The 25,451-nt window shown below is 72.7% G+C and carries 23 protein-coding genes; 14 read left to right on the top strand and 9 right to left on the bottom strand.

All coding sequences use genetic code 11. The features are described 5' to 3' along the window. The first annotated feature begins 65 nt into the window (after nt 1-65). Nucleotides 66-944 (top strand): LysR family transcriptional regulator, encoded by an 879-nt coding sequence (locus BKA00_RS04585; protein ID WP_185023728.1) that lies wholly within the window; start codon nt 66-68, stop codon nt 942-944. A gap of 89 nt (nt 945-1,033) precedes the next feature. After that, on the top strand, nt 1,034-2,668 hold the full coding sequence (gene qcrB / locus BKA00_RS04580; RefSeq protein ID WP_185023727.1) for a cytochrome bc1 complex cytochrome b subunit: 1,635 nt from the start codon (nt 1,034-1,036) through the stop codon (nt 2,666-2,668). Nucleotides 2,669-2,678: 10 nt separating this feature from the next. On the opposite strand, the gene ctaD is transcribed toward qcrB, so the two are convergent. Further along, complete coding sequence (gene ctaD / locus BKA00_RS04575; RefSeq protein ID WP_185023726.1) at nt 2,679-4,367, bottom strand: aa3-type cytochrome oxidase subunit I; 1,689 nt, start codon at nt 4,365-4,367, stop codon at nt 2,679-2,681. 205 nt (nt 4,368-4,572) lie between these two features. Between ctaD and BKA00_RS04570 the strand changes: the two genes are divergently transcribed. The 3 genes from BKA00_RS04570 (at nt 4,573) to BKA00_RS04560 (ending at nt 6,955) form a co-directional block, all read left to right on the top strand. Then, nucleotides 4,573-5,205, top strand: coding sequence for a hypothetical protein (locus BKA00_RS04570; RefSeq protein WP_185023725.1), 633 nt, complete (start codon nt 4,573-4,575; stop codon nt 5,203-5,205). A 77-nt stretch (nt 5,206-5,282) separates the two neighbouring features. Then, complete coding sequence (locus BKA00_RS04565) at nt 5,283-6,470, top strand: zinc-dependent alcohol dehydrogenase (RefSeq protein WP_185023724.1); 1,188 nt, start codon at nt 5,283-5,285, stop codon at nt 6,468-6,470. Nucleotides 6,471-6,568: 98 nt separating this feature from the next. Further along, nucleotides 6,569-6,955, top strand: coding sequence for a nuclear transport factor 2 family protein (locus BKA00_RS04560; protein WP_185033683.1), 387 nt, complete (start codon nt 6,569-6,571; stop codon nt 6,953-6,955). Between the two features lie 603 nt (nt 6,956-7,558). On the opposite strand, the gene BKA00_RS04555 is transcribed toward BKA00_RS04560, so the two are convergent. Continuing rightward, nucleotides 7,559-9,655 carry a catalase gene (locus BKA00_RS04555; RefSeq protein WP_185023723.1) on the bottom strand — a complete coding sequence of 699 codons (2,097 nt, stop codon included), beginning with the start codon at nt 9,653-9,655 and terminating at the stop codon, nt 7,559-7,561. Nucleotides 9,656-9,953: 298 nt separating this feature from the next. On the opposite strand from BKA00_RS04555, the gene BKA00_RS04550 reads away from it, so the two are divergent. From BKA00_RS04550 to BKA00_RS04540, 3 genes are all read left to right on the top strand, one after another. Next, nucleotides 9,954-10,310, top strand: coding sequence for a histone-like nucleoid-structuring protein Lsr2 (locus tag BKA00_RS04550; RefSeq protein ID WP_185023722.1), 357 nt, complete (start codon nt 9,954-9,956; stop codon nt 10,308-10,310). 17 nt (nt 10,311-10,327) lie between these two features. Next, complete coding sequence (locus tag BKA00_RS04545; protein WP_179842640.1) at nt 10,328-10,657, top strand: histone-like nucleoid-structuring protein Lsr2; 330 nt, start codon at nt 10,328-10,330, stop codon at nt 10,655-10,657. A gap of 185 nt (nt 10,658-10,842) precedes the next feature. Beyond that, nucleotides 10,843-12,720: a CASTOR/POLLUX-related putative ion channel gene (locus tag BKA00_RS04540; RefSeq protein WP_221493012.1), complete on the top strand. Its 1,878-nt coding sequence runs from the start codon at nt 10,843-10,845 to the stop codon at nt 12,718-12,720. A gap of 6 nt (nt 12,721-12,726) precedes the next feature. Here the strand turns inward: BKA00_RS04540 and BKA00_RS04535 are convergent, their stop codons facing one another. Beyond that, nucleotides 12,727-13,731: a hypothetical protein gene (locus BKA00_RS04535; RefSeq protein WP_185023721.1), complete on the bottom strand. Its 1,005-nt coding sequence runs from the start codon at nt 13,729-13,731 to the stop codon at nt 12,727-12,729. Between the two features lie 131 nt (nt 13,732-13,862). Further along, entirely contained in the window at nt 13,863-14,822 is a 960-nt protein-coding gene (locus BKA00_RS04530) for an MBL fold metallo-hydrolase (protein WP_185023720.1), read from the bottom strand. A gap of 188 nt (nt 14,823-15,010) precedes the next feature. On the opposite strand from BKA00_RS04530, the gene BKA00_RS04525 reads away from it, so the two are divergent. The 4 genes from BKA00_RS04525 to BKA00_RS04510 are packed head-to-tail and all read left to right on the top strand — an operon-like array spanning nt 15,011 to nt 18,204. Beyond that, nucleotides 15,011-16,336, top strand: coding sequence for a hemolysin family protein (locus BKA00_RS04525; protein ID WP_185023719.1), 1,326 nt, complete (start codon nt 15,011-15,013; stop codon nt 16,334-16,336). Next, nucleotides 16,333-17,352, top strand: a complete 1,020-nt coding sequence (locus BKA00_RS04520) for a hemolysin family protein (protein ID WP_185023718.1) — start codon at nt 16,333-16,335, stop codon at nt 17,350-17,352. The genes BKA00_RS04525 and BKA00_RS04520 overlap by 4 nt, the downstream gene beginning before the upstream one ends. A 57-nt stretch (nt 17,353-17,409) precedes the next feature. After that, nucleotides 17,410-17,643 carry a helix-turn-helix domain-containing protein gene (locus BKA00_RS04515; protein ID WP_179278852.1) on the top strand — a complete coding sequence of 78 codons (234 nt, stop codon included), beginning with the start codon at nt 17,410-17,412 and terminating at the stop codon, nt 17,641-17,643. 3 nt (nt 17,644-17,646) lie between these two features. Continuing rightward, complete coding sequence (locus BKA00_RS04510; protein ID WP_185023717.1) at nt 17,647-18,204, top strand: Clp protease N-terminal domain-containing protein; 558 nt, start codon at nt 17,647-17,649, stop codon at nt 18,202-18,204. Between the two features lie 8 nt (nt 18,205-18,212). On the opposite strand, the gene BKA00_RS04505 is transcribed toward BKA00_RS04510, so the two are convergent. The 4 genes from BKA00_RS04505 to BKA00_RS04490 form a co-directional block, all read right to left on the bottom strand. Next, nucleotides 18,213-18,707 (bottom strand): hypothetical protein, encoded by a 495-nt coding sequence (locus BKA00_RS04505; RefSeq protein WP_185023716.1) that lies wholly within the window; start codon nt 18,705-18,707, stop codon nt 18,213-18,215. A 193-nt stretch (nt 18,708-18,900) separates the two neighbouring features. Beyond that, nucleotides 18,901-19,716: a carbon-nitrogen hydrolase family protein gene (locus BKA00_RS04500; protein ID WP_185023715.1), complete on the bottom strand. Its 816-nt coding sequence runs from the start codon at nt 19,714-19,716 to the stop codon at nt 18,901-18,903. A gap of 9 nt (nt 19,717-19,725) precedes the next feature. Beyond that, nucleotides 19,726-22,233, bottom strand: a complete 2,508-nt coding sequence (locus BKA00_RS04495) for a DEAD/DEAH box helicase (protein WP_185023714.1) — start codon at nt 22,231-22,233, stop codon at nt 19,726-19,728. 53 nt (nt 22,234-22,286) lie between these two features. Next, on the bottom strand, nt 22,287-22,883 hold the full coding sequence (locus BKA00_RS04490) for an HD domain-containing protein (RefSeq protein WP_185023713.1): 597 nt from the start codon (nt 22,881-22,883) through the stop codon (nt 22,287-22,289). Nucleotides 22,884-22,983: 100 nt separating this feature from the next. Here BKA00_RS04490 and BKA00_RS04485 point away from each other — a divergent pair, with 100 nt between their 5' ends. Both BKA00_RS04485 and BKA00_RS04480 read left to right on the top strand, forming a co-directional pair. Continuing rightward, nucleotides 22,984-23,169, top strand: coding sequence for a hypothetical protein (locus tag BKA00_RS04485; protein ID WP_185023712.1), 186 nt, complete (start codon nt 22,984-22,986; stop codon nt 23,167-23,169). Next, the gene (locus BKA00_RS04480) at nt 23,166-23,960 is read left to right on the top strand and encodes an SDR family oxidoreductase (RefSeq protein ID WP_185023711.1); all 795 of its coding nucleotides are present in this window, start codon (nt 23,166-23,168) and stop codon (nt 23,958-23,960) included. Before BKA00_RS04485 ends, BKA00_RS04480 begins: the two co-directional genes overlap by 4 nt. Before the next feature lie 3 nt (nt 23,961-23,963). Here the strand turns inward: BKA00_RS04480 and gndA are convergent, their stop codons facing one another. Continuing rightward, nucleotides 23,964-25,388 carry an NADP-dependent phosphogluconate dehydrogenase gene (gndA, locus tag BKA00_RS04475; RefSeq protein ID WP_185023710.1) on the bottom strand — a complete coding sequence of 475 codons (1,425 nt, stop codon included), beginning with the start codon at nt 25,386-25,388 and terminating at the stop codon, nt 23,964-23,966. Nucleotides 25,389-25,451 lie beyond the last annotated feature (63 nt).

Genomic DNA, 25,451 nt, shown 5'->3' with positions numbered 1-25,451 from the left:
CTCCACCGGCGGGGCCGCACGCCGCGTTCGGAATATCCGAACGCGCGGCCGGGGTTGCCACCGGCATGGAACTGCGCCAACTGCGGACGTTCGAGGCCGTCGTCGCCCACCGGACCGTCACCGACGCCGCCAACGCGCTCGGCCTCGCGCCGTCGTCGGTGTCGGAGCAGATCCGCGCGCTGGAGGCGTCGCTCGGCGTCCCGCTGTTCCACCGCGGCCCGAAGGGCATGCGGCCGACCGAGGCGGGCGAGCGGATGCGCGAATGGGCGCGGCTCCTGCTGCGGCAGGCCGAGGAGGCCCGCCGCGAGGTGACCGGGGAGCAGCCGGTGCTGCGGCTCGGCGCGCTGGAGTCGATCGCCGCCACGCACGTCCCCCGCGTCCTCGCCAGGCTGTCCGGGCGGCGGCCCGGGCTGCGGGTCGAGGTCCGGTCGGACGCGGCCCGCGACCGGCTCCTGGACGCGGTCGCCGCCGGGGACCTGGAGGCCGCGCTGCTGCTGGACGCCGGTGAGGACGTGGGCGGCCTCGGCTTCCCGCCCCCGGCGGCGCCGCTGGACTTCGTCGACGTCGAGCCGGTGCCGCTCGCCCTCGTCGCCGCGCCGGACCACCGGCTCGCCGGGGCGCCGCGCCTGGCCGCCGGCGACCTGCGCGGCGAGAGGCTGCTGGTCAACGTGCCGGCGTGCTCGTTCTGGATGGCCGGCGAGCGGCTCCTCGGCTCCGCGGTCGAGCGGGTCAGGGCGGGCAGCGTCACCGTGATGGCGTCCTGGGCCGAGCAGGGCCTCGGCATCGCGCTGCTCCCCGAGTTCGCCGTCCGCGACCGGCTGGCGGCCGGAACCCTCGCCCGGCTCGCGTTCGACGCCCCCGACCTCGGCCTCCGCCTCGTCTGGCGCGCCGACCGGGAGGCCCTCCCCGGCATGCGGGAGGTGCTCTACGCGGCCGGCGCCTGACCCGTTCGCGCCGCCGATGCGGAGCGTTTGCCCCTACCCGCCCCGGGTAGCCGCCCAAGGGACACCACTGCTCGGCAGGGGAGAACGCTATGGCAGGGCAAAACGGCAGCGGCACCGCGAAGGCCGAGCGGGTGCAGAAGCTCTTCTGGGGGGTCAACGACCGGCTCGGGTCCACCGAGTTCCTGGACAAGAACCTCCGCAAGGCGTTCCCCAAGCACTGGTCGTTCCTGCTCGGCGAGATCGCGCTCTACTCGTTCGTCGTCCTCCTGCTCACCGGCGTCTACCTGACGCTCTTCTTCCACCCGAGCGGCAGAGAGATCGTCTACGACGGCTCGTACGGCCCGCTCAAGGGCGTCAGGGTGAGCGAGGCGTACGCCTCCACCCTGCACCTGTCGTTCGACGTGCGGGGCGGGCTGCTGATGCGGCAGATCCACCACTGGGCGGCGAACGTCTTCGTCGCGGCGATCTCCGTCCACCTGCTGCGGGTCTTCTTCACCGGCGCGTTCCGCAAGCCGCGGGAGATCAACTGGGTGATCGGCACGACGCTGTTCGCACTTGCCGTCGCCGAGGGGTTCGCCGGGTACTCGCTGCCGGACGACCTGCTGTCGGGCACCGGCCTGCGGATCTTCCAGGGCATCCTGCTGTCGGTCCCGCTCGTCGGGACGTACGCGGCCCTGTGGGCCTTCGGCGGGCAGTTCCCCTCCGCCGAGGAGTTCATCCCGCGGCTGTTCACCGTGCACATCCTGCTCATCCCCGGCATCCTGCTGGCCCTCATCACGGCGCACCTGATGATCCTGTGGCACCAGACCCACACGATCTTTCCGGGGAGGGGGCGGCGGGAGCGGGCGGTGACCGGCGAGCCGACCTTCCCGCACTTCGCCACGCAGAGCACGGCCTACTTCCTCTTCACGTTCGGCGTCCTGGCCGCGCTGGCGGCGTTCTTCCAGATCAACCCGGTCTGGCTGTACGGCCCCTACGATCCGGACCAGGTGTCGTTCGGCTCCCAGCCCGACTGGTACGTCGGGTTCCTCGAAGGCTCGCTGCGCATCATGCCGCGCCTGTCCACGACCGTGGCCGGGCACACGGTCTCCTGGAGCGTGCTGGTCCCGGCCGTCATCCTGCCGGGTCTGTTCTTCACGCTCATCGGCCTGTACCCCTTCGTGGAGCGCTGGGCGACGGGGGACGAGCGCCTGCACCACCTGCTGGACCGGCCGCGCAACGCCGCGACCAGGACCGCGATCGGGGCCGCCGTCATCGCCTGGTACGGCAACCTGCTGGCGGCCGGCGGCAACGACTACATCTCCGCGGTCTTCAAGATCCCGCTGTTCTGGACGACCTGGTTCTTCCGCGCCGGCTTCTTCGTCTTCCCGATCGCGGCCTTCGCCGTCACCCGCCGGGTCTGCCTGAGCCTGCAGCGCCGCGACCTGCGCACGCGCGAGGAGGGCGTCGAGAGCGGCCTGGTCTCGCTGACGCCGGACGGGGGGTTCCGGGAGCGGCACGAGCAGCCGTCCGAGGACGCGGTGGCGCTGATGGAGGTGCGGCGGCCCGGCGAGCTGGTCGCGCCCTACCCGCACCACCTGATCCCGCTGCCGACGCCGGACCGGGCCCGCACGCAGGTCCGGACCCGCGTCAACCGGTTCTATCTCAACTACCAGGCGGAGTCGCACGGGGGCGGCCAGGGCGACCTGCGGGAGGGCTCCCCGGACGACGGCCAGGGCGGGTGAGCGCGCCCGGTCAGCCGGGCGACCCCGGCGGCGGCAGCGCCGGCTCGGCCTCCTGGGGCGGCTCCTTCGGCGGGTAGTGGAGGTCGAACGCCGGGCGCGAGGAGCGGATTCGCGGCATCGAGGTGAAGTTGTGGCGGGGCGGCGGGCACGAGGTCGCCCATTCCAGCGAGGCGCCGGCGCCCCACGGGTCGTCCGTCTCGACGCGTTCGGCGTGCCGCCAGGACCACAGCACGTTCCAGAGGAACGCGAACGTCGAGGCGCCCAGGACGAACGAGCCGATCGACGAGACGAGGTTCAGGGTCGCGAACTGCTCGGGGTAGTCGGCGTAGCGGCGCGGCATGCCTTCGGCGCCCAGCCAGTGCTGGACGAGGAAGGTGGTGTGGAAGCCGACGAACAGCGACCAGAAGTGGATCCTCCCCCAGGTCTCGTTCAGCATCCGGCCGGTCATCTTCGGCCACCAGAAGTAGAACCCGCCGAACATCGCGAACACCACGGTGCCGAACAGGACGTAGTGCAGGTGGGCGACGACGAAGAAGGAGTCGGTGAGGTGGAAGTCCATGGGGGGTGAGGCGAGGATGACCCCCGTCAGACCGCCGAACAGGAACGTCACCAGGAACCCGAGCGCGAACAGCATCGGCGTCTCGAAGGTCAGGTGCCCCTTCCAGAGCGTCCCCACCCAGTTGAAGAACTTCAGGCCGGTCGGCACGGCGATCATGAAGGAGGTGATGGAGAAGAAGGGCAGCAGCACGCCGCCGGTGGCGAACATGTGGTGCGCCCAGACCGTCATCGACAGCCCGGTGATCGCGATGGTGGCGCCGACCATGCCGAGGTAGCCGAACAGCGGCTTGCGGCTGAACACCGGGAGGATCTCGGTGATGATCCCGAAGAACGGCAGCGCGGCGATGTAGACCTCGGGATGGCCGAAGAACCAGAACAGGTGCTGCCAGAGCAGCGCGCCGCCGTTGGAGGGGTCGTAGATGTGGGCGCCGAGCCTGCGGTCGGCCTCCAGCGCGAACAGCGCCGCGGTGAGGACCGGGAAGGCGATGAGCACCATCAGACTCGTCAGCAGCACGTTCCAGGTGAAGATCGGCAGCCGGAACATCACCATCCCCGGGGCGCGCATCGCGATGATCGTGGCGATCATGTTCACCGAGGTCAGGATCGTCCCGAATCCCGACAGGATCAGTCCCATGGCCCACATGTCGCCGCCCTGGTTCGGCGTGTAGGTCTGGGTGGACAGGGGCGTGTAGGCGAACCAGCCGAAGCCGGGGGCGCCGCCCGGCATGATGAACGAGGCCAGCACCATGAGCGCGCCGAACAGGAACAGGTAGTAGGTGAGGGCGTTCATCCGCGGGAAGGCCACGTCCGGCGCCCCGATCTGCAGCGGGACGAGCACGTTGGCGAACCCGGCGAACAGCGGGGTGGCGAACAGCAGCATCATGATCGTGCCGTGGATGGTGAACATCTCGTTGTAGGTGTGGTTGCTCACCACCTGCTTGCCGGGCTCCAGCAGTTCGGCCCGCATCACCATGGCCATCAGCCCGGCGGCCAGGAACATCGCGAACGACGTCCCGAGATAGAGGTAGCCGACCATCTTGTGGTCGGTCGTCGCCAGCACATGGCCGACCCTCGTCCCCTTGCGGTGCCGCGCGAGCGCGTCGGCGACGCTTGTGTCCTCCCGCCCCTGCACGGTCGTCATCCCGGCCCTCCCCTCCCCCCGCCGACCCCACTCGGCCACTTGCCGCGCACGCCGGTTTCAAACGCGGCGGGAAGGGGCCGGAGGCGGCCTGCAATCCGACATTTCCTCCAAAAAGCCTCTATGTCGTTGACCTGCGGCTCGTGCGGGGGATGAAGGCGCGAACTTCGGGAAAGCGCCGGAGAAGGCACTATCGAAGGAGCCCCCCGTGCGAGACGAGAAGCTCACCCCCCGGGCCCGCGAGCCCGCCGAACCCGCCCGCCCGCAGCACGTCGACGGGCAGGCCGGTGTCGCGGCCGCGCGCGACGAGGCCGCACGCGCGCTCGACCGGCTGGACGCCGCGCGCAGGAGGACGGCGCGGGCGCGCCGCGAGACCGGCGCCGGCGCGCCGCCGCCCGCCGAGGAGCGGCGGCTGGCGGAGGCCGCGCACGCCCTGGCGGAGGCCGCACGCGAACTCGCCCGGCTCGTCCGCGACTCCGGCCGGCGCGCCGCCGCCGGCGCCGGCACCCGGGAAAGGACCAGGCGCCCCGGCGGCGGCGAGCCGCTCGTGACGCTCGACCTGGCCCACCGCGTCGGGCCCGGCTGGCGGCTGTACCAGTTCACGACCGCGGACCGGGACGCCCACCGCTGGCATCTGCGGCACGACGGGCACGCCGCAGGCATCGTGACGCACGTGCTGAACCTGCGCGGCCGCAGGACGGGCTGGGAGGCCTACGACGCACGCGGGTTCCGGCTGCGCCCCGAACCGGGGCCGGACGCGTACCCGCCCGCCATGCCCTCCCTCTGGTCGACCCGGACCGCGGCGGTGCGGGCCGTCGCGCGGGCCCACCGCTGCCCCTGACGGCGGGCGCGGACGTTTCGCCCCGGCCGCCCGGGTAGGGCCGCCTGGGACGGAGCCCGTCCCACCGGAGGAGCACGATGAAGGCTGTCACCTGGCACGGCAAGCGCGACGTCCGCGTCGAGGAGGTCCCCGACCCGAAGATCAAGGAGCCGAACGACGCGGTCATCCGGGTCACCTCGTCCGGCATCTGCGGTTCGGACCTGCACCTGTACGAGGTGCTCGGGCCGTTCATGAGCGAGGGCGACGTCCTCGGCCACGAGCCGATCGGCGTCGTCGAGGAGACCGGGCCCGACGTCACCCACGTCAAGCCCGGCGACCGCGTGGTCATCCCGTTCAACATCGCGTGCGGGCACTGCCACATGTGCGGCATGGAACTGTACGCGCAGTGCGAGACGACGCAGGTTCGCGAGCAGGGCACCGGCGCGGCCCTGTTCGGCTACACGCGGCTGTACGGCCAGGTGCCCGGGGGGCAGGCCGAGTACCTGCGGGTGCCGCAGGCCCAGTTCGGGCCGATCAAGGTGCCGGACGGGCCGCCGGACGAGCGGTTCCTCTACCTGTCGGACGTGCTCCCCACGTCCTGGCAGGCGGTGGCCTTCGCCGACATCCCCGAGGGCGGCTCGGTCACCGTGCTCGGGCTCGGCCCCATCGGGCAGATGTCGGCCCGCGTGGCCCGCCACCTCGGCCACCGCGTCATCGCGGTCGACCTCGTCCCGGAGCGGCTGGAGATGGCGCGCCGGCACGGCGTCGAGGTGATCGACGCCTCCGACACCGACGACGTGCCGGACGCGGTCCGGCAGCTCACCGGCGGGCGCGGCACCGACTCGGTGATCGACGCGGTCGGCATGGAGGCGCACGGCTCCCCCGGCGCCAAGCTGGCGCAGACCCTCACCGGGCTCATGCCGGGGAACTCCGCCGCGCCGCTGATGTCGCGCGTCGGGATGGACCGGCTCGCGGCGCTCACCACGGCCATCGAGGTCGTCCGGCGGAGCGGGACGATCTCCCTCAGCGGCGTGTACGGAGGCATGACGGACCCGCTGCCGATGATGCAGATGTTCGACAAGGGCATCACCCTGCGCATGGGCCAGGCCCACGTCAGGCGCTGGATCGACGACGTGATGCCGCTCGTCGCCGACGACGCCGACCCGCTCGGCGTGATGGACCTCGCCACGCACCGCTGGCCGCTGGAGAAGGCGCCGCAGGCCTACGAGATGTTCCAGAAGAAGCAGGACGGCGCCATCAAGGTGCTGCTGCAGCCCGGCACGTGACGCCGCCCGCGGGGTGATCGCGGACCGGGGCCGCCCGCTCTAGGCTTTCCGGCACGTCTTCGGGCGTGCCGAGAACCGTGGCTCTGGAGGTGGACCCGATGCACCCGTTCCGCGCCGCCGCCGAGAAGGGCGACCTGGACGCCCTCCCGGCGCTGCTGGCCGAGGACGTCACGTTCCTCAGCCCGGTGGCGTTCGCGCCGTACGAGGGACGTGCGACGGTCACCGCGATCCTCCGCGCGGTGACCCGGGTCTTCGAGGACTTCCGCTACGTCCGGGAGATCGGCGGCGGGCGGGACCACGCGCTGGTCTTCAAGGCGCGGATCGGCGACCGCGAGGTGCACGGCTGCGACTTCCTGCACCACGACGACGCCGGGCTCATCGACGAGTTCTGCGTCATGGTCCGGCCGCTTTCGGGCGCGCAGGCGCTCTCGGACGCGATGGCGGTGCAGTTCGAGGCCGTCAGGCGCGAGATGGGCCTCGCCTAGCTCACCGCCAGCGGAAGCCCGGGCGGGTGGCCGGCGGTCCCGTCGACCACCCGGTGCAGCTCCCGGACGAAGCCCGGATGCTCGCCGGCCGCGCGGGAAACGGCGCCGACCGCCCTTCCGGGAAGGGCGGACCAGCCGACCGGACGGCCGTCATCTTGCTACATGAATGCGAATTTCTGAACCGCGCCCCCCGGGCCGTCCGGGGCGCGCCAGGCCGCCCGGTCCGGCGACCGGCGCGACGCGGACACGCTCCGCGACAGGCACCGGCGCCTCGGAAACCGCATGTCAGCGTCCGCTTGCGGGGAGGGGGCGGCCGCGACGGCACGGATCTCGCACGTCACCCGGGCACCGGCGGGCCGGACCCCGCGCGTTTCCGTCCGAGCGGCGCCGCGCACTTTCGCGGAAATCGCACAAGGTATATTTTCAAATTATTATTCAATTGACCGGACGGCCGCACTCCTGTGACCTTGCCCACAAATGATTGGCAGAATGCGGCCAGTGCGGCGGGGCCCGGCGCGGCGGCTCCTGTGAGCGTCCGCCGCGCCGGGCCCCGTCCCCCGATCCGTCCCGCCCGCGGGCGGGACGCCGGCCCCCGGCCGCGCGTCAGGCCGGCACGTGCGCCTTCTTGCGCGTCCAGTGCCGGTGCGCCGCGACCGCCTCGACCAGCTCGGCGGGGAAGCCGCCGCCCGCCCCGCGCCCGGTGACGACGCCGGCGTCGCTGACGGTGTCGCCGTCGGAGAACCGCACGCCGTCGATGCCGGCACGCTCCAGAAGGCCGATGCCGGCGTCGAGCGCGCCGATCGCCTTGCAGTGCACGAAGGCCTCCGCGACGAAGTGCACGGCGTCGCCGTCCCCCGCCAGCGCCTGCGCGCTCTGCTCGCCGCCCGGCACGAACACCGCGTCGTAGAGGACGGAGGCGACCGTCGACATGGCTCGGGTCACCTCGATCTGGCCCCCGTTGGCCGCCTGGACGAAGCCGTCCTTCGCGGCGAGGATCTCGACCACCGCCCCGGCCTCGGTGAGCGCGTCGCCGACCGCCGCGACGGCCGCCGAGTCGGCCCCGTCCGCCACCAGCACGGCGATCTTGCGGCCCTGGACGGAGTCCGCGCGGGCGTTCGCCTGGCTCAGCGCGGGCGACGTGCGGCCGTGGTTGGCCGTCGCCGCCTTCCGCGGCGGCTCCACCCCGACGCCCTCGGCGACCTGGACGGCGAGGTCGTGGTCGACGCGGTCGAGCTGCTCGACGACGCCCTCCCGGATGTGCCGGTGGTCGCACTTGCCGAGCTCGAACCGGAACGCGCCGACGATGTGCTCCTTCTCCCAGTCGGACATGCTGTTCCAGAACAGCGTCGCCTGGGAGTAGTGGTCGGCGAAGCTCTCGCTCCGCTTGCGGATCTTGTGGCCGTCCACCCGCTCCTGGTAGTGGGTGTAGGAGCCCTCGCCGCCGACCGCCGGGCAGCCGCCCGACAGCGAGTTCTTGTGGTAGCTCGCCCGCCCCTGGTGGAGGTCCGTCTGGTGGTAGCCGTCGCGGTGGTGGTTGCGGACCGGCGCGACGGGCCGGTTCACCGGGAGCTGCGGGAAGTTCGGGCCGCCGAGCCGGATCAGCTGCGTGTCCAGGTAGGAGAACAGCCGCGCCTGCAGCAGCGGGTCGTTGGTGAAGTCGATGCCGGGCACGACGTTGCCGAGATGGAAGGCGACCTGCTCGGTCTCGGCGAAGAAGTTGTCGGGGTTGCGGTCGAGCACCAGCGTGCCGACCCGCCGCACCGGCACCTGCTCCTCCGGAATGATCTTGGTCGGGTCGAGCAGGTCGAAGTCGAACGCGTGCTCGTCCTCCTCCGGGACGAGCTGGACCCCGAACTCGTACTCGGGGAAGACGCCGGACTCGATCCGCTCCCACAGGTCGGCCCTGTTGAAGTCGGGGTTCTTCCCCGCGATCTTCTGGGTCTCGTCCCAGGCGAGCGAGTGGGTTCCGAGCCTCGGCTTCCAGTGGAACTTCACGAACGTCGCGCGCCCCTGGGCGTTCACGAGCCGGAAAGTATGGACGCCGAAGCCCTCCATCATCGCGTAACTGCGCGGCAGCGCCCGGTCCGACATGAGCCACATCATCATGTGCATGGTCTCGGGCTGGAGTTGCACGAAGTCCCAGAGGGTGTCGTGCGCGGAGGACGCCTGCGGGATCTCGCTCGCCGGCTCGGGCTTCACCGCGTGCACGAAGTCGGGGAACTTGATGCCGTCCTGGATGAAGAAGACCGGCATGTTGTTGCCGACGAGGTCGAAATTGCCCTGCCGCGTGTAGAACTTCGTGGCGAAGCCGCGGACGTCCCGGACCGTGTCGGCGGAGCCGCGGGACCCGGCGACGGTGGAGAACCGCACGAACACCGGCGTCGTCAGCGAGGTGTCCGTCAGGAATTCGGCCGTCGTGTACTCGGCGAGGGACTCGTGCAGCCTGAAATGGCCGTAGGCTCCCGACCCGCGCGCGTGCACGACCCGCTCGGGAATCCGCTCGTGGTCGAAATGGGTGATCTTCTCGCGCAGATGGAAATCCTCCATCAGCGAGGGCCCGCGCTCCCCGGCGGACAGCGAGTTGTCGGTGTCGTCGACCCGGAGCCCCTGGTCGGTGGTGAGCCTCGCCCCTTCCGGGCTCACCCGCCGATGGTCCAGCTGCTGCTGCTTCCGGTCGTCGCCGCCGGTGCGGTCGCCCATGCTCTGGCTCCTCAGGTCATGACTTCGGTGGTGGTGGTGGCTGCGCCCGTGATGTGGCGGCTACCCCGGGAACTCCGCGGCATGCGCTGTTTGACCGGAACTTGGGTCCCGTCCGCCCCTCCCCCGGTCACCGGTCCCTGGACCGGCCTCGGCGCGAGGCCGGCGGGACGACACCCGGCGGCGCACCGCGGCGGCGCCGACTTCCGTGCTCCCCGCGCGTCCCGCCACCATGTCCGCCCCCGGAATCCGCTACGGTCAAGGTCGCCGCGTCGGCGAGGGGAAGGAAGACACAGAACACATGGCCGAGAAGGTCATTCGGGTGGACGACATCGACGGCTCCGAAGGAGCCGATGTCGCAAAGCGGGACTTCGAAGTCCTGGACCGGACGTTCACGATCGACTTGAACGATGACAACTACAAGCGGCTGAACGAGATGCTGGACGCCCTCGCGCCCTTCATCGAGAACGCCGCCGAGGTGAAGCAGGCCGGGAAGGGCCGCAAGTCGCGCACCGCGAAGATCAAGGGCTACACGAACGGCGATGTCCGGGCGTGGGCATTGCGTGAGGACATCGAAGTCTCCGAACGTGGCAAGATATCGGATGAGGTCTATGCTGCATTCATCGAGGCACATCCGGACGCCAAGCCGGACGCATAGCTAGAGGGAGTCCCCGCATGGCACAGAAGGTCGAAGTCCTTCTCGTGGACGACATCGACGGCGGAGAGGCCGACGAGACCGTCAGCTTTTCCATCGACGGCACGTCTTATGAGATCGACCTGAGCAAGAAGAACGCCGCCAAGCTCCGCAGCGGCCTGGAGCCGTTCGTGGCCGGCGCCCGCAAGGCGCGCAAGGCCGCGGGCCGGGGCGGCCGCGGGACGCGCACCGCGGGCAGCCGCGAGCGCTCCGCCGAGATTCGCGAGTGGGCGAAGAACCGCGGCATCAAGGTCAATGAGCGGGGCCGTATCCCCGCCAATGTGATCGAGCAGTACGAAGCCGCGCACTAGCGGACGCCGCGCGGCCGGCGGTGTTCCGGCGCGCGGCGAGGGGCCGGGGCGGATTTATCCGCGTCCCGGCCCCTCTTGCGTGCGCATCGGGCAAATCCTCCCCCCATTGCGGGAGAGAATGCCAGTAATGGCGCGAGACAACACAATAAGCTGGCGCCGGGGGCGACGGCGGAGGGGGCGGCCCGTTGACACGCGTGACGCGGCGGGACAGGGTCCGGTACTGGTTCGACCGGACGATGTCGAAAGGGACGCCCGCCCTCATCGGCTGGCTCGGGCTCGCGTCCGGGGCGCTGGTGCTGGTGGTGGCGACCGCGGCGGTCGTGATCGCGCCCGGCGACAGCGAGTCCAACGGCCACTGGCCCGGCATGGTCTGGCGCAGCCTGCTGCGCACGCTCGATCCCGGGACGATGGGGGACGACACCGGCACCGCGCCGTACCTCGGCCTGATGCTGGTCTCGACCATCGGCGGGATCTTCATCGTCAGCTCGCTCATCGGCGTGCTCACCACCGGCCTCGAATCGAAGATCACCGAGCTGCGCAAGGGCCGGTCGCGGATCGTCGAGCACGACCACACGGTGCTGCTCGGCTGGTCCGAGCAGGTCTTCACCGTGGTGGCGGAGCTGGTGGAGGCCAACCAGAGCCGGCGCAGGTCGTGCGTCGCGATCCTCGCCGACCGCGACAAGGTCGAGATGGAGGACGCGATCCGCGCGAGGGTCGGCGACCTCGGCCGCACCAGGATCGTGTGCCGGACCGGCGACCCGCTGAAGGTCGCGGACGTGGAGCTGGTCAGCCCCGGCACCGCGCGGTCCATCATGGTGGTCACGCCCGAGGTCGACGAGGCCGACGCCCGCATCATCAAGGTGCTGCTGTCGCTCGGCGCCCGTTCCTGGGGGCGGCGCCGCCCGCACGTGGTCGCCGCCGTGCACGACTCGGCCAACCTGCCCGCCGCGCGGCTCGCGGGCGGCCCCTCCGCGCACGTCATCGACGCCGACGACGTGGCGATCCGGCTGATCGTCCAGTCGCACCGCCAGTCGGGGCTGTCGCAGGTCTGCACCGAGCTGCTGGACTTCGTCGGCCACGAGTTCTACATGCGCGCCGAACCGGCACTCGCGGGCATGACGTTCGGGGAGTCGCTGTCGGCCTACGACCTCGGCGTCCCGTCCGGACTGCGGCGGGCGGACGGGGCCGTCCTGCTGAACCCGCCGATGGACACCGTGATCCGCGCCGACGACGAGATCATCCTCCTGGCGGAGGACGACCTGCTGATCCGGCTGGCCACCGGACCCGCGCCGCCCGTCCGGGAGGCGGCGATCACGACGGCGACCCCGCGGCCCCTGGTGCCCGAGCGCACGCTGATGCTCGGCTGGAACCACCGCGCACCGAAGATCATCGAGCTGCTGGACGAGTTCCTCGCCCCGGACTCGGCGCTGGTGGTCGCCGCGCCGCGCGAGGACCCCACCGGGGCGCTGCCCCCGGCGACCAATCTCAAGATCGACTTCATCCGGGCGGAGCCGACCGAGCGGCCGGCGCTGGAGTCCCTCGACCTCGGCTCGTTCCAGCGCGTCATCGTGCTGTCGGACGCCCGGCGCGACCGGGAGCACGCCGACGCCCGCACCCTCGTCACGCTGCTGCACCTGCGCGACATCGAGGACGGGCTCGGCGATCCCTTCGCGATCGTCAGCGAGATCAACGATGACGCCAACCGGGAGATCGCGCAGGTCACCAAGGCCGACGACTTCGTGGTCAGCGAGAAGCTGATCAGCCTGATGCTGACCCAGCTGAGCGAGAACCGGCACCTGTACGAGGTGTTCGCCGACCTGCTCGACCCGGCCGGCTCGGAGATCTACCTCAAGCCGGCCTGCGACTACCTGGCGCCGGGCGCCGAGGCCGACTTCGCGACGCTCATCGAGGCCGCGCGGCGGCGCGGCGAGGTCGCGCTCGGCTACCGCCTGACGGAGCGGTTCCACGAGCCGCCCGGCTACGGGGTGGTGCTGAACCCGGAGAAGACGGCGCCGCTGACGCTCTCGGCCGACGACCGCGTCATCGTGCTCGCCGAGAGCTGAGCGGGATCAGGCGGGCGGCGCGCCGAGCTCGTGCCCGGCCCGCACGGCGCCGGCGACGCGCTCGCGCAGCGCCAGCTCGGCCCGGCGGGCGTCCTCGGCCATCCCGCGGATCTCCTCGCCCGCCATCGCGTCCCCGACGGTGCTCGCGAGCAGGTCCCGGTAGCGGGCGTTCTGCTCGGGCAGCCCCTGCAGGACGCCGGCCTCGTGGTAGGCGTCGTCGGCCTCGCCCGCCCGGCGGGCGTAGGCCTCCAGCGCCTCGATCCGCCCGGTGACCGAGCGGACCGACAGTTCCAGGGCGCGGTCCTGCGGTTCCAGCAGGGCCCGGACGCGCGCCGAGAGGCGTTCCGGCCGCTGGGCGCGGCGCTCCCGGCGCAGCCGCGTGTGCTCGGCGAGGGCGCCCGCGATCGCCCACTCCTGGCGCGGCAGGACGACCGAGTTGTTGATGTCGTCGAGCAGCCCGGCGCCGTGCGCCCGCGACCCGAGCACGGCGTCCACCGCATGCTGGGCGCGGACGAGCAGCCCGCGGGAGGCCTGGTCGAAGTCGGCCGGCAGCAGGTAGCGGCCGTGGTGCTCGCGCGCGGCGCGGGCGGCGGCGGGCTCCCGGACGTAGCGCAGCGCCCCGGCGACCCAGGCGGCGAAGCTCGCGGCCGCGAGGGCGAGGGCGGCCTCCACCTGGCCGAGCAGCAGCAGGAGGACCTGCACGGCCGGGGTGAGCATCATCGCGAGCACGGGAAGCCGCCCCCAGCGCACCGCGCCGCCCACCAGTTCGTCGTCGTCCAGCGAGCCGACGAAGCACACGCGCAGCCATCCGCCCGGCAGGACGCCGTAGAACAGCGCGAACGCGGGGATCCATACCAGCCGCGCCGCGACCGTGGCGGTGCGCAGCCGCGGGGGCGCCGGGGCGGGCAGGCAGGCAGGGACGAGCCGCTCGGGCGCGGCGGCCAGCAGGGCGCGCTCCTCGTCGCCGATGCCGGGATCGAACACCGGGCGGGGACGGTATCGCTCGGTCATCGCCACTCCCCTCCGCGTCGGGAACCCTGTGCCGGGCGGTTACGAGCCTTCCACGCGGGCCCGGCCCTCTCGGCTTCGTCACGAGATCCGGACTTTCCTGCCGTCGCTGGGCATCCCTCCCCTGGTACCGGCTAGTCCTGCAGCTCCGCCCAGACCTCGCGGTCGCGCTCGACGGTCCAGATGCGGGGGCGTTCGACGCCGTCCAGCTCGTCCCAGAGGCGGGAGACGTCGAAGGGCAGGCAGTGCTCGAAGATCGGCCAGCCGCCGTAGGCGGGGGCGAGCGCCGCGTGGACGGCGGCGAACGCGTCCCTGAGCGCGCCGCCCTCCCGCCGGACCCGTTCGACCTCGCCGATCATCGTGGTGAGGAAGTCGCGGGTCTGCCCGACGGCGGCCCGCACGGCGTCGCGGCCGTGCGCGACGGCGCCGCGCCCGCCGACGAGGGTCTCGGCCCCGAAGGAGTGGACGTGGTCGAGCGTGCCGGACGCCCACTCGCGGTGGAACGCGTCGCCGGTGTAGAGCGCGGCCTGGGTCTCCACCAGGTCGCCGGCGAACAGGATCCGGTGCCGGGGCAGCCACGCCACGATGTCGCCCTCGGTGTGGCCGCGCCCGCAGTAGGCGAGGTCGAGGTCGCCGCGGTCGCCGCCGAGGTCGATGGTGAGGGTGCCGGAGAACGTCGCGGTCGGCCAGGTGAGCCCCGGAATGCCGTCCGGGTCCTTGAACAACCGCGGCATCCGGCCGTACTCCGACTCCCAGTCCTGCTTGCCGCGCTCGGCGATGAGCGCGCGCGTCAGGTCGTGCGCGACGACCACCGGGGCTCCGAACGCGCTCGCGCCCAGCGTCCGCACGGCGTGGTAGTGGGAGAGCACGAGGTAGCGGATGGGCTTGTCGGTGTGCTCGCGCAGCACGGCGAGCCAGTCGCGCGCTGCGGCGGGCGTGGCGAGGGCCTCGAAGCAGACGAGGAAGTCCTCGCCCTCGACCGCTCCCACGTTCGGGTCGCCCTCGGCCGTCAGCGCGTACACCCCGTCGGCGAGGACCTCCAGCGTCTGCGTCTTGCCGCTGAGGTCCGCGGACGACGCGAACGGTCTCGGCATGGGCGCCCCCTCGCGGTCGTGGCCCCGGCCTCTTCGCCTGCACTGTGGTTCGGCCTGCACTGTGATTCGCCTGCACTGTGGTTCATTCCACACAGAGCGGTCGATAACCGTCCCGCGCCCCGGGGAGGGACGGCCCGGGCGGGGGTAGGAGGGACCTCGAAGACGCCGCGCGTGAGGAGGATTCCCGGTTGAACGCCGCGCTCGGACTGCTGGCCGTCCTCGTGCTGACCGCCGCGACCGGCTACTTCGTGGCGCAGGAGTTCGCGTTCGTCACCGCGGACCGCCCGGCGCTCGACCAGCGGGCGGCCGAGGGCGACCGGGCCGCGGGGCGCGCGGTCCGGGTGATGGGGCGGCTCTCGTTCATGCTGTCGGGCGCGCAGCTCGGCATCACGGTCACCGCGCTGGTGGTGGGCTTCATCGCCAAACCGGCCCTGGCCGACCTGCTCGCGCCTGTGCTGCGCGCGGGCGGGGTCCCGGACGCGGCGTCCGGCGGGGTGGCGGTCGCGCTCGGGTTCGTGCTGGCCACCGTGATCCAGATGCTGCTGGGCGAGCTGTTCCCCAAGAACCTCGCGCTGGCGCGGGCGGAGCGGCTGGCCCGCGCGCTGGCCGGGTCCACCCTGGTCTACCTGACCGCGGCGGGCCCGCTGATCAGGCTGTTCGACGTGTCCGCGAACCGGCTCGTCCGCGCGGTGGGCATCGAGCCGGTGGAGGAGCTGCGGCACGGCGCGACGCTGGAGGAGCTCGGGCACATGATCGGCGAGTCCGGGGAGCAGCTCCAGGCGGGCCACGCCGACCTGCTGGAGCGGGCCCTGGCGTTCTCCGAGCGGGACGCCGAGGAGGTCATGGTGCCCCGCGTCGACGTGGTGACCGTGCCGGCCGCGGCGCGCGCCGCCGAGCTGGGCGACGTGATCGCGGCGAGCGGGCACACCCGCTACCCCGTCCTCGGCGAGGGGGTCGACGACGTGGTCGGGGTCGTCGGGCTGAAGGAGCTGGTCGCGCTCGGCCCGGACGCCGCCGCCCGCACCGAGGTCCGCGCGCTCGCCCGGCCGGCGCTGCTGCTGCCCTCGTCGCTGTCGCTGCCGGAGGTGGTACTGCGGCTGCGGGGCGCCGGCGAGCCCCTCGCCTGCGTGGTGGACGAGTACGGCGGCTTCGCCGGCATTCTCACCTGGGAGGACGTCGCCGAGGAACTGGTCGGGGAGATCGCCGACGAGAACGAGCCGGGCGAGGACCTCGCGATCCGCAGCGGCGAGTGGTGGACGACGGACGCGGGGCTGCGGATGGACGAGGTCGCCCACGAGACCGGCATCGCGCTGCCCGAGGGCGACTACGAGACCGTCGCGGGGCTGCTGATGAAGCGGCTCGGCCGGGTCGCGCGCCCGGGCGACGTCGTCCGGGTGGGGCTGGCGCCGACCCGGCTGGACGAACCGGCCCGCACCGCCGTGGTGGAGGTCCTGACCATCCACCGGCACGTGCCGGAGCTGATCCGCATCCGCACCGTGGAGGAGGACGGGTGAACCTCGGGCTGGGCGCACCGGTCACGCTGGCGCTGCTGGCGGGCAACGGGTTCTTCGTCGCCACCGAGTTCGCGCTGGTGGCGGCGCGGAGGCCGCGGCTGGAGCGGGCCGCCGCGCGCGGCGGGCGGGGCGCGGGCGCGGCGGTCGCGGGGATCGACGAGCTGTCGCTGACCCTCGCGGGCGCGCAGCTCGGCATCACGATGTGCTCGCTCGGCCTCGGCCTGGTGTCCGAGCCGGTGTTCGCGGGGACCCTCACGCCGCTGTTCCACGCCGCCGGGCTGCCGGAGGGGGCGGCGCACGCCGTCGCGTTCGTGCTGGCCCTGGCGCTCGTGACGTTCCTGCACATGGTCGTCGGCGAGATGGCGCCGAAGTCGTGGGCGATCGCCGACCCGGAGCGCTCGGCGAGCGTGCTCGGCCTGCCCTTCCGCGCGTTCGCCACCGTGGTGCGGCCGGTGCTGGCGGCGCTGAACGGCGCCACGAACCTGCTGCTGCGGCTGGTGGGCGTCCGCCCCGCCGACTCGCGCGAGGTGTCGCGCACCCCCGAGCAGCTGCGCAGCATCGCCCAGGAGTCGCGGCGGCTGGGGCTGATCGGCCAGAGCGAGCTGACGCTGCTCACCGCCGCCCTCGACGCGCCGCGCGCCCCGCTGGCAGGCCTGGTCGTGCCGGTATCCGACATCGTGTCGGTCCCGCCGTCCGCGACGCCGCAGGAGGTCATCGACGCCTCCGCCCGAACCGGCCACATCCGGCTCATGCTGCGGGGCGCCGGGCGGCCCGGGCAGGCCCGCATGGTGCACGTCCGGGACGCCTTCGTGGCCCGCGCGCGGGGCCGCGCCACCCCCGCCGGGGACCTGGCGCACCCCGTTCCGGCGCTGCCGGTCGGCACACCCGTCGGCGAGGCGGTCGCCGTCCTGAAGGCGAGCCACAGCCACCTCGGCCTCGCCGTCGCGTCGGACGGCCGCGTCGCCGGCCTGGTGAGCCTGGACGACCTGCTCACCACGCTGCTGGCCGTGCGCTGACCCTCGAAGGCGTCAACATTGGTTGACACGATCCCAGTGTCAACCTACATTGACAGCATGAGCGATGGAGTGACGCTCGCCCAGGAGGCGAGCAGCCGGGATCCGGCGGTGGGGCTGCGGGCGGTGCGCGCGCTGCGCGAGCTGGCCGAGAGGCTGGAGGCGCTGCAGGTCGCCAGCGCCCGCGACCAGGGCTGGTCCTGGCAGGAGATCGCGGTCTGCCTCGGCGTGAGCCGGCAGGCCGTCCACAAGAAGCACGGCTCCGGCCGCCGCCTACTCAAGAAGGAGCAGTAGAGGATGTTCGAGCGTTTCACCGCGGACGCGCGGCAGGCGGTCACCGGGGCCCAGGCGGAGGCGCGGGCGCTGCGCGACCGCCACATCGGCACCGAGCACGTCCTGCTCGTCCTGGCGGGCGCCGAGGACGCCACGGGACGCGTGCTGCGCGAGCACGGGCTCGCCCCGGACGACCTGCGCGCCCGGATCGTCCGCGCCAACCGGGCGGGCGGCGACGTCCTCGACTCCGACGCCCTGCGCAGCATCGGGATCGACCTGGACGCCGTCCGCGAGGCCACCGAGCAGAGCTTCGGCGAGGGCGCCCTCGACGTGCCGGCCGGAAAGAGCGACCGGTTCCGCCGGGGGCACATCCCCTTCACGCCCCAGGCCAAGAAGGCGCTGGAACTGAGCCTGCGGCACGCGATCCGGCTCGGCCAGAAGGAGATCCGCAGCGGGCACCTCCTGCTCGGCGTCCTGCACGACGGTGGCTTCCTGTCGGCGCGGCTCGCCACCGAGGCCGGGGTGGACGTCGAGGAACTGCGCGCCGAGGTGCGCCGCCTGCTGACCGCGAAGGCGGCCTGACCCGGCGGTCAGCCGAACGCGCCGGTCAGGGCGCCGACGCAGGCGGCGCCCCGGGCCGGATCGTAGGGGAAGCGCCGCTTGCACTCGCCCGAGACCCACGAGGGCGCGTGGCGGGCCCGCGGCGGTTTGCGCGCCGCGGGCCGGTGGTGCCGCCGCACGGGGCGGTGGTGCCGGCGCGGCGAGACGGCGGCGTGCTCGCGGCGGTGGGCCCGCTTCTTCTTCCCGGCGTGGTGGCGGGACGGATTGACGCGGGGCTCGGCCACGTCCCGCCCCGGCGGCGGCGAGGAGGCGGGCGCGGCACTGGCGGACGGTGCCGGAGTGGAGACGCCGTCCGCCGGGCGGGCCGGCGCGACCCGCGTCGTCCCGTAGGCGATGACGAGGAAGAGCCCCGCGACGAGGGCGAGCGCCGCGGCGACCACCGACAGGCGGCTCGGACGGCGGACGGGCGGCCGGGGCTCGCCGCGGGTGAACCCGGCGGGCGGAAGGCTGGAGGAAAGGCGCACCCCATGATAGTCACGCTGTGCGGCCGTCCGGACACGGAGACGCGCCGCAACCGTTGCCACCTCGATACCTTGGCTAGAGGCTTCGCCGCGCGAGCGGAGCGATGTTCTCGACGAACGCGGAGAAGGCCGACACCCGCCGCCCGCGGCCGCGCCGGAGGTCTCGCGATCACGCCGGGCCTCGCGGCGAGGTTCCTCAGCCTCCGGCCGGGGCGACCGTGAAGCGGCGCAGGTCGAGCGCCGGGTTCTTCGCGCGGACGGCCTTGACGCGCTCGGGCGAGACGTCCCCGGACACGACCCCGGTCCCCTCCCCCAGCGCGGCCACGACGACGCCCATCGGGTCGACGACCATGCTGTTGCCCGCGCCGGTCGGGGCGCACTGGTCGGCGGCCGCCACGTAGATCGTGTTCTCGATCGCGCGGGCCCGCACCAGCGTCCGCCAGTGGTCCTCCTTGAGCGGCCCGGGCACCCATTCGGCGGGCAGCGCCAGGACGTCGGCGCCCGCGTCCACGATCCGCCGCGTCACCTCGGGGAACCGGACGTCGTAGCAGGTCTGCATGCCGAACGTGACGCCGTCGACGGCGAAGGTCCGCGGCTCGCCGATCTCCCCCGGCCGCACCAGCGCCGACTCCTCGTACCCGAACGCGTCGTACAGGTGGATCTTGCGGTACTCGGCGACGACGCCCCCGCCGGGGGCGACGGCGACGAGCGTGTTGGAGATGCGGTCCGGCTCGTCCAGCCGCTCGTCCAGCCGCTCGTTCAGGCCCGCGACGACGTGGACGCCGTGGCGGCGAGCCAGCTCGCCGAGCCCTGCCGCGAAGGGGCCGTCCAAGGGCTCGGCCGAGTCGACGAAGCGCCGGTCCATCCTCGGCGCGGTGAACATGGCGAACTCGGGCAGTACCACGACCCGCGCGCCCTGCCCGGCCGCCTCGGCGACCAGGCCGCCGATCGCCGCCAGGTTCGCGTCCTTGTCGGTTCCGGGCGCGAACTGCGCCACCGCGACCCGCACCATACGTCCCTCCTACATCCTGTCGACGCCGGTCACCCGGAGGACGGCCTCGCCCTCCTGGTCGGAGCCCGCGAGGTCGACCTCGGCGGTGACACCCCAGTCGTGATGCCCCTCAGGGTCGTCGAAGACCTGCCGGACACGCCACAGCGCGTCCTCCGGGACCTCCTCGATCTGCAGCAGCTTCGGCCCCCGCGCGTCGGGCCCGGTGAGCAGCTCGTCGTGCTCCTCGAAGTAGCGGTCCATGGCCTGCGCCCACCCGTCGGCGCCGAAGTCGGGGTCCAGCGCGCCGAGCTCGCCGTAGCGCTCCAGCGCCGCCAGCTCCACCCGGCGGAACATCGCGTTGCGCACCAGTACCCGGAACGCCCGCGCGTTCGCGGTGACCCTGGTGACGCGCTCCTCGATCGGCTCGTCCAGGTCCTCGGCGGCGGGGTTGGCGAGCTGCTCCCACTCGTCCAGCAGGCTGGAGTCGACCTGCCGGACCAGCTCGCCCAGCCACTCGATCAGGTCGATCAGGTCGTCGGTCTTGATCGACTCCGGGACGGTCTGCTGCAGCGCCTTGTAGGCCCCCGACAGGTACCGCAGAACGAGCCCCTCGCCCCGCGCCAGCTCGTAGTAGCCGATGTACTCGGTGAACGTCATCGCCCGCTCGTACATGTCGCGCACGACCGACTTCGGGCGCAGGGGGTGGTCGCCGACCCAGGGGTGCCCGGCCCGGTACACCTCGTAGGCGGCGCCGAGCACGTCCTCCAGCGGCTTCGGGTGGTCGACGTCCTGGAGGAGCTCCATCCGCTCCTCGTACTCGATGCCCTCGGCCTTCATCTCCTGGACGGCCTCGCCCCGCGCCCGGTTGACCTGCGCGGCCAGGATCTGCCGCGGGTCCTCCAGCGTCGCCTCGATCACCGAGAGCACGTCCAGCGCGTACGACGGCGACGCGGGGTCGAGGATCTCGAAGGTCGCGAGCGCGAACGTCGACAGCGCCTGGTTGAGCGCGAAGTCCTCCTGGAGGTCGACGGTGATGCGCGCGTACCGGCCGGCGTCGTCCGGCTCCGGCAGCAGCTCGACGACACCGCCCGCGAGCAGCGACCGGTAGATCGCGATGGCGCGGGAGATGTGCCTGCGCCGCGCCGCGGGCTCCTCGTGGTTGTCGGTCAGCAGCCGCTTCATGGCCTGGAACGCGTTGCCCGGCCGCGCGATCACCGACAGCAGCATCGCGTGGCTGACCTGGAACCGGGACCGGAGCATCTCCGGCTCGGCCTCCTGGAGCTTGTTGAAGACGTCCTCGTCCCAGCCGACGAACCCCTCCGGCGGCTTCTTGCGCTGGACCTTCCGCCGCTTCTTCGGGTCGTCGCCGGCCTTGGCCAGCGCCTTCTCGTTCTCCACCACGTGCTCGGGCGCCTGCGCGACGACGAACCCGACCGTGTCGAACCCGGCCCGTCCCGCCCGTCCGGCGATCTGGTGGAACTCCCGCGCCCTGAGCCGCCGCACCCGGTGCCCGTCGTACTTGCTGAGCGCGGTGAACACGACCGTCCGGATGGGGACGTTCACCCCCACCCCGAGGGTGTCGGTCCCGCAGATGACCTTCAGCAGGCCCGCCTGCGCGAGACGCTCCACCAGCCGCCGGTACTTCGGCAGCATCCCGGCGTGGTGCACCCCGATGCCGTGCCGGACGAACCGCGACAGGTTGCGCCCGAACTTCGTGGTGAACCGGAAGTTGCCGATCAGCTCGGCGATCCGCGCCTTCTCCGCCTTGGTGCACACGTTGATGCTCATCAGCGCCTGCGCCCGCTCGATCGCCGCCGCCTGCGTGAAGTGCACCAGGTAGATCGGCGCCTTCTGCTCGGCCAGCAGCTCCTCGATCGTCTCGTGCAGCGGCGTCACCCGGTAGTCGTAGATGAGGGGCACCGGCCGCTCCGCCGACGTCACCAGGGCCGTCGGCCGTCCCGTCCGCCGCGTCAGGTCCTTCTGGAAGAACGAGACGTCCCCGAGGGTGGCCGACATGAGGAGGAACTGGGTCTGCGGCAGTTCGAGGAGCGGGATCTGCCACGCCCAGCCCCGCTCGGGCTCGGCGTAGAAGTGGAACTCGTCCATCACGACCACGCCGATGTCGGCGTCCGCGCCGTCCCTGAGCGCGATGTTCGCCAGCACCTCGGCCGTGCAGCAGATGATCGGCGCGTCCGCGTTCACGCTGGCGTCGCCGGTCATCATCCCGACGTTGTCGCGCCCGAACATCTCGCACAGGTCGAAGAACTTCTCCGAGACCAGCGCCTTGATCGGCGCGGTGTAGAACCCGACCTGGTCCCGGCCGAGCCCGGCGAACAGCGCTCCCGCCGCCACCAGGCTCTTGCCCGACCCGGTCGGCGTGGAGAGGATCACGTTCGCGCCGGACACCACCTCGATGAGCGCCTCCTCCTGGGCGGGGTACAGCGTGATCCCGCGCCCCGACACCCACCGTTCGAACGCCTCGAACAGCGAGTCGGCGTCGGTGTCGTTTCCGGAGGGAAGCTCATCGATAAGGCTCACCCCTCCATCCTGCCCCCGATCACCCACTGCCCGCGCCGGACGCCGACCCCGTCCTAGGCCAGCGCGTGGCCGTACTTCTCCATGAGGGGCCCGAGGTCGGGCTCGCCGAAGGACTCCCGCATCGCCTCGAACACGGAGACCTTCTCCTCCCCGAACCGCCGGACGCGGCCGGCGTAGGCCGCGGCGGACACGAAGGTCGGCGGATCGGTCTTGCTGTGGAACTTGTCGGCGTACATGACGAGCCGCTCCTCGCCGGTCACGGCCACGTAGTCGCCGGCGGGCACGGGGAGTCGCTGCCGGACGATGTCGTCCCTGGTCAGCCCCACCCCGGTGTGGCACGAGCAGAACCGGCAGATCTCCTCTGGGAACCCCTCGTCCCGGAGGATCTCGTGACCGAGCACACCGTGCCGGACGTAGCGGCTGTAGTCGATCGTCCCGGACGGGCCGTACAGCCGGTAGACGCCGAGGTCGTGCAGCAGGCACCCGGCCCGCACGAGGTCCGCGTCGACCGCGAGCCCCGCCCCGTCCATGATCCGCTCGGCGATCTCGCTCACGATGACGCAGTGCGTCCACACGGCCTCGAACGCGGCCTCCCCCGGCGCGTACCGCTCGTGCAGCGCCCGGATCTCGTCGTCCCCCGGTATCTCCACCCCACGACCTTAGAGGCCGGAGCGCCCGCGGGTGATTAGGGACGGAGCGTGCGGCAACAAAGGGCTGGACGAATCGAGGAACGCGAGAGGAGCCGAGCGGATGGACAAGAAGGAGCCGCAGGACCGGGGCCCGGGAGCCAGTTCCGGGCTGGAGGACCAGCCGCACGAGCGGGTCGTCCCGGGCAGCGAGAGCGCCGATGAGGGATACGAGGGGGACGCCGAGAGCGGGACCCGCGGCGGCGACCCGATCGCCGGGGTGGAGCTGGACCCGGACGAGGAGCCGTGAGCTACGACCGCGTCGCCGTCGTCACGGGGGCCGACTCGGGGATCGGGAAGGCGACCGCGGTCGCTCTGGCCCGCAGGGGGTTCGACGTCGGCATCACCTACCGGTCCGACCGGGAGGGGGCGGCGGGGACGGCGCGGGAGGTCGAGGGCGAGGGGCGGCGGGCGGCCGTCCGGCGGCACGACCTGACCGACCCGGTGCGGGCGGCCGGCGCCGTCGACGAGCTGGCCGACGAGCTCGGCGGGCTCGGGGTGCTGGTCAACAACGCCGGGACGGGCAGCATGCGGCACCTGCTCGACATGGGCTTCGAGGAGTGGCGCGAGGTGGTCTCGGTCGACCTCGACGGGGCGTTCCTGTGCTCGCAGCGGGCCGCCCGGCGGATGGCGGACCGGGGCGAGGGCGGCCGCATCGTCAACGTCACCAGCGTCCACGAGGAGTACCCGCGGGTCGGGGCCGGGCCGTACTGCGCCGCCAAGGGCGGTCTGAAGATGCTCGCCCGGGTCCTGGCCCTGGAGCTGTCCGAGCACGGGATCACCGTCAACACGGTGGCGCCCGGAGAGATCGCGACGCCGATGACCGGGCAGCACGAGCGGCCGCCCGAGCCGGAGAGCCGGGCGGGGTACCCGCTGGCGCGGCCCGGGCACGCCCGGGAGGTCGCGGAGGCGATCGCGTTCCTGGCGGGCCCGGAGTCGTCCTACGTGACGGGCGCGTCGCTGTTCGTCGACGGCGGCCTCGGGCTCATGGGGCCGCAGGCCGCGGGGGCCCTGGAATCCCCGGAGTGGCGGAAGGGCTGACCGTCAGGCGCCCGCCTCGGTGCGGTCGCCGCCCCAGAGGGTGTGGAAGGAGCCGTCGCGGTCCGTGCGGCGGTAGGTGTGGGCGCCGAAGAAGTCGCGCTGCCCCTGGGTGAGCGCGGCCGGCAGGCGGTCGGCGCGCAGCGAGTCGTAGTAGGCCAGGGCGGTGGAGAAGCCGGGCGCGGGGACGCCGATGCGCGCGGCGGCGGCGACCACCTCGCGCCAGGCGCCCTGGGCGTCGCCCACGGCCTCGGCGAAGTGGTCGTCGGTCAGCAGCGTCGGCGTCTCCGGGTCGGCCTCGTAGGCGGCGCGGATGCGGTCCAGGAAGCGGGCCCGGATGATGCAGCCGCCGCGCCAGATGGTGGCCATCGCGCCGAGGTCGATGTTCCATCCGTACTCGGCGCTGCCCGCCTGGATCTCGTGGAACCCCTGCGCGTACGCCACGATCTTGGATGCGTAGAGGGCCTTCTCCACGGCGTCGGCGAAGCCGGAGCCGGCCATGACCGTGCGCGACGGCCCGGGCAGGCCGCGGGCGGCCTCGCGCAGCGCGGCGTGGCCGGAGACGGACCGGGCGAACACGGCCTCGGCGATGCCGCCGACGGGGACACCGAGGTCGAGGGCGGTCTGCACGGTCCAGCGGCCGGTGCCCTTCTGCTCGGCCTGGTCCAGGACGACGTCCACGAACGGCTTGCCGGTCGAGGCGTCGGTGTGCGCGAGGACCTCGGCGGTGATCTCGATCAGGTAGGACTCCAGGCGGCCGGTGTTCCAGGTGCGGAACACCTCGGCGATCTCGGCGGGCGCGAGCCCGGCGGCGTGCCGCAGCAGGTCGTAGGCCTCGGCGATCAACTGCATGTCGGCGTACTCGATGCCGTTGTGCACCATCTTCACGAAGTGCCCGGCGCCGTCGGGGCCGACGTGCACGCAGCAGGGCGTCCCGTCGACCTTGGCGGAGATGTCCTCCAGCAGCGGGCCGAGCGCCTCGTAGGACTCCGCGGAGCCGCCCGGCATGATGCTCGGGCCGAGCAGCGCGCCCTCCTCGCCGCCGGAGACGCCGGTGCCGACGAAGTGGATCCCGCGCTCGCGCAGCGCGGCCTCGCGGCGGCGGGTGTCGGCGAAGTTCGCGTTGCCACCGTCGACGATCATGTCGCCGGGCTCCAGCAGCGGGGCGAACTCGTCGATGACCGCGTCGGTCGGGCCGCCCGCCTTCACCATGACGACCAGCCGCCGGGGCCGCTCCAGCGACTCCACGAACCGCTCCGGCGTCTCCGCGGGCAGGAACGTCCCCTCGCCGCCGAACTCCTCCACCAGCGCCTTGGTCCTGGCGGACGTGCGGTTGTGCACGGCCACGGGATGCCCGTGCCGGGCGAGGTTGCGGGCCAGGTTCCGCCCCATCACCGCCAGTCCGGTGACACCGATTCGCGCCTTCTGCATTGGCTCACTCCTCCTCGTGTGCGACCCTGACCAAGGGGTTGTACGCGACTCATGATCCCCCCG

The organism is Actinomadura coerulea (assembly GCF_014208105.1).
In the GTDB taxonomy this organism is placed as follows: domain Bacteria; phylum Actinomycetota; class Actinomycetes; order Streptosporangiales; family Streptosporangiaceae; genus Spirillospora; species Spirillospora coerulea.
This window is presented reverse-complemented; position numbering and strand designations above follow the sequence as displayed.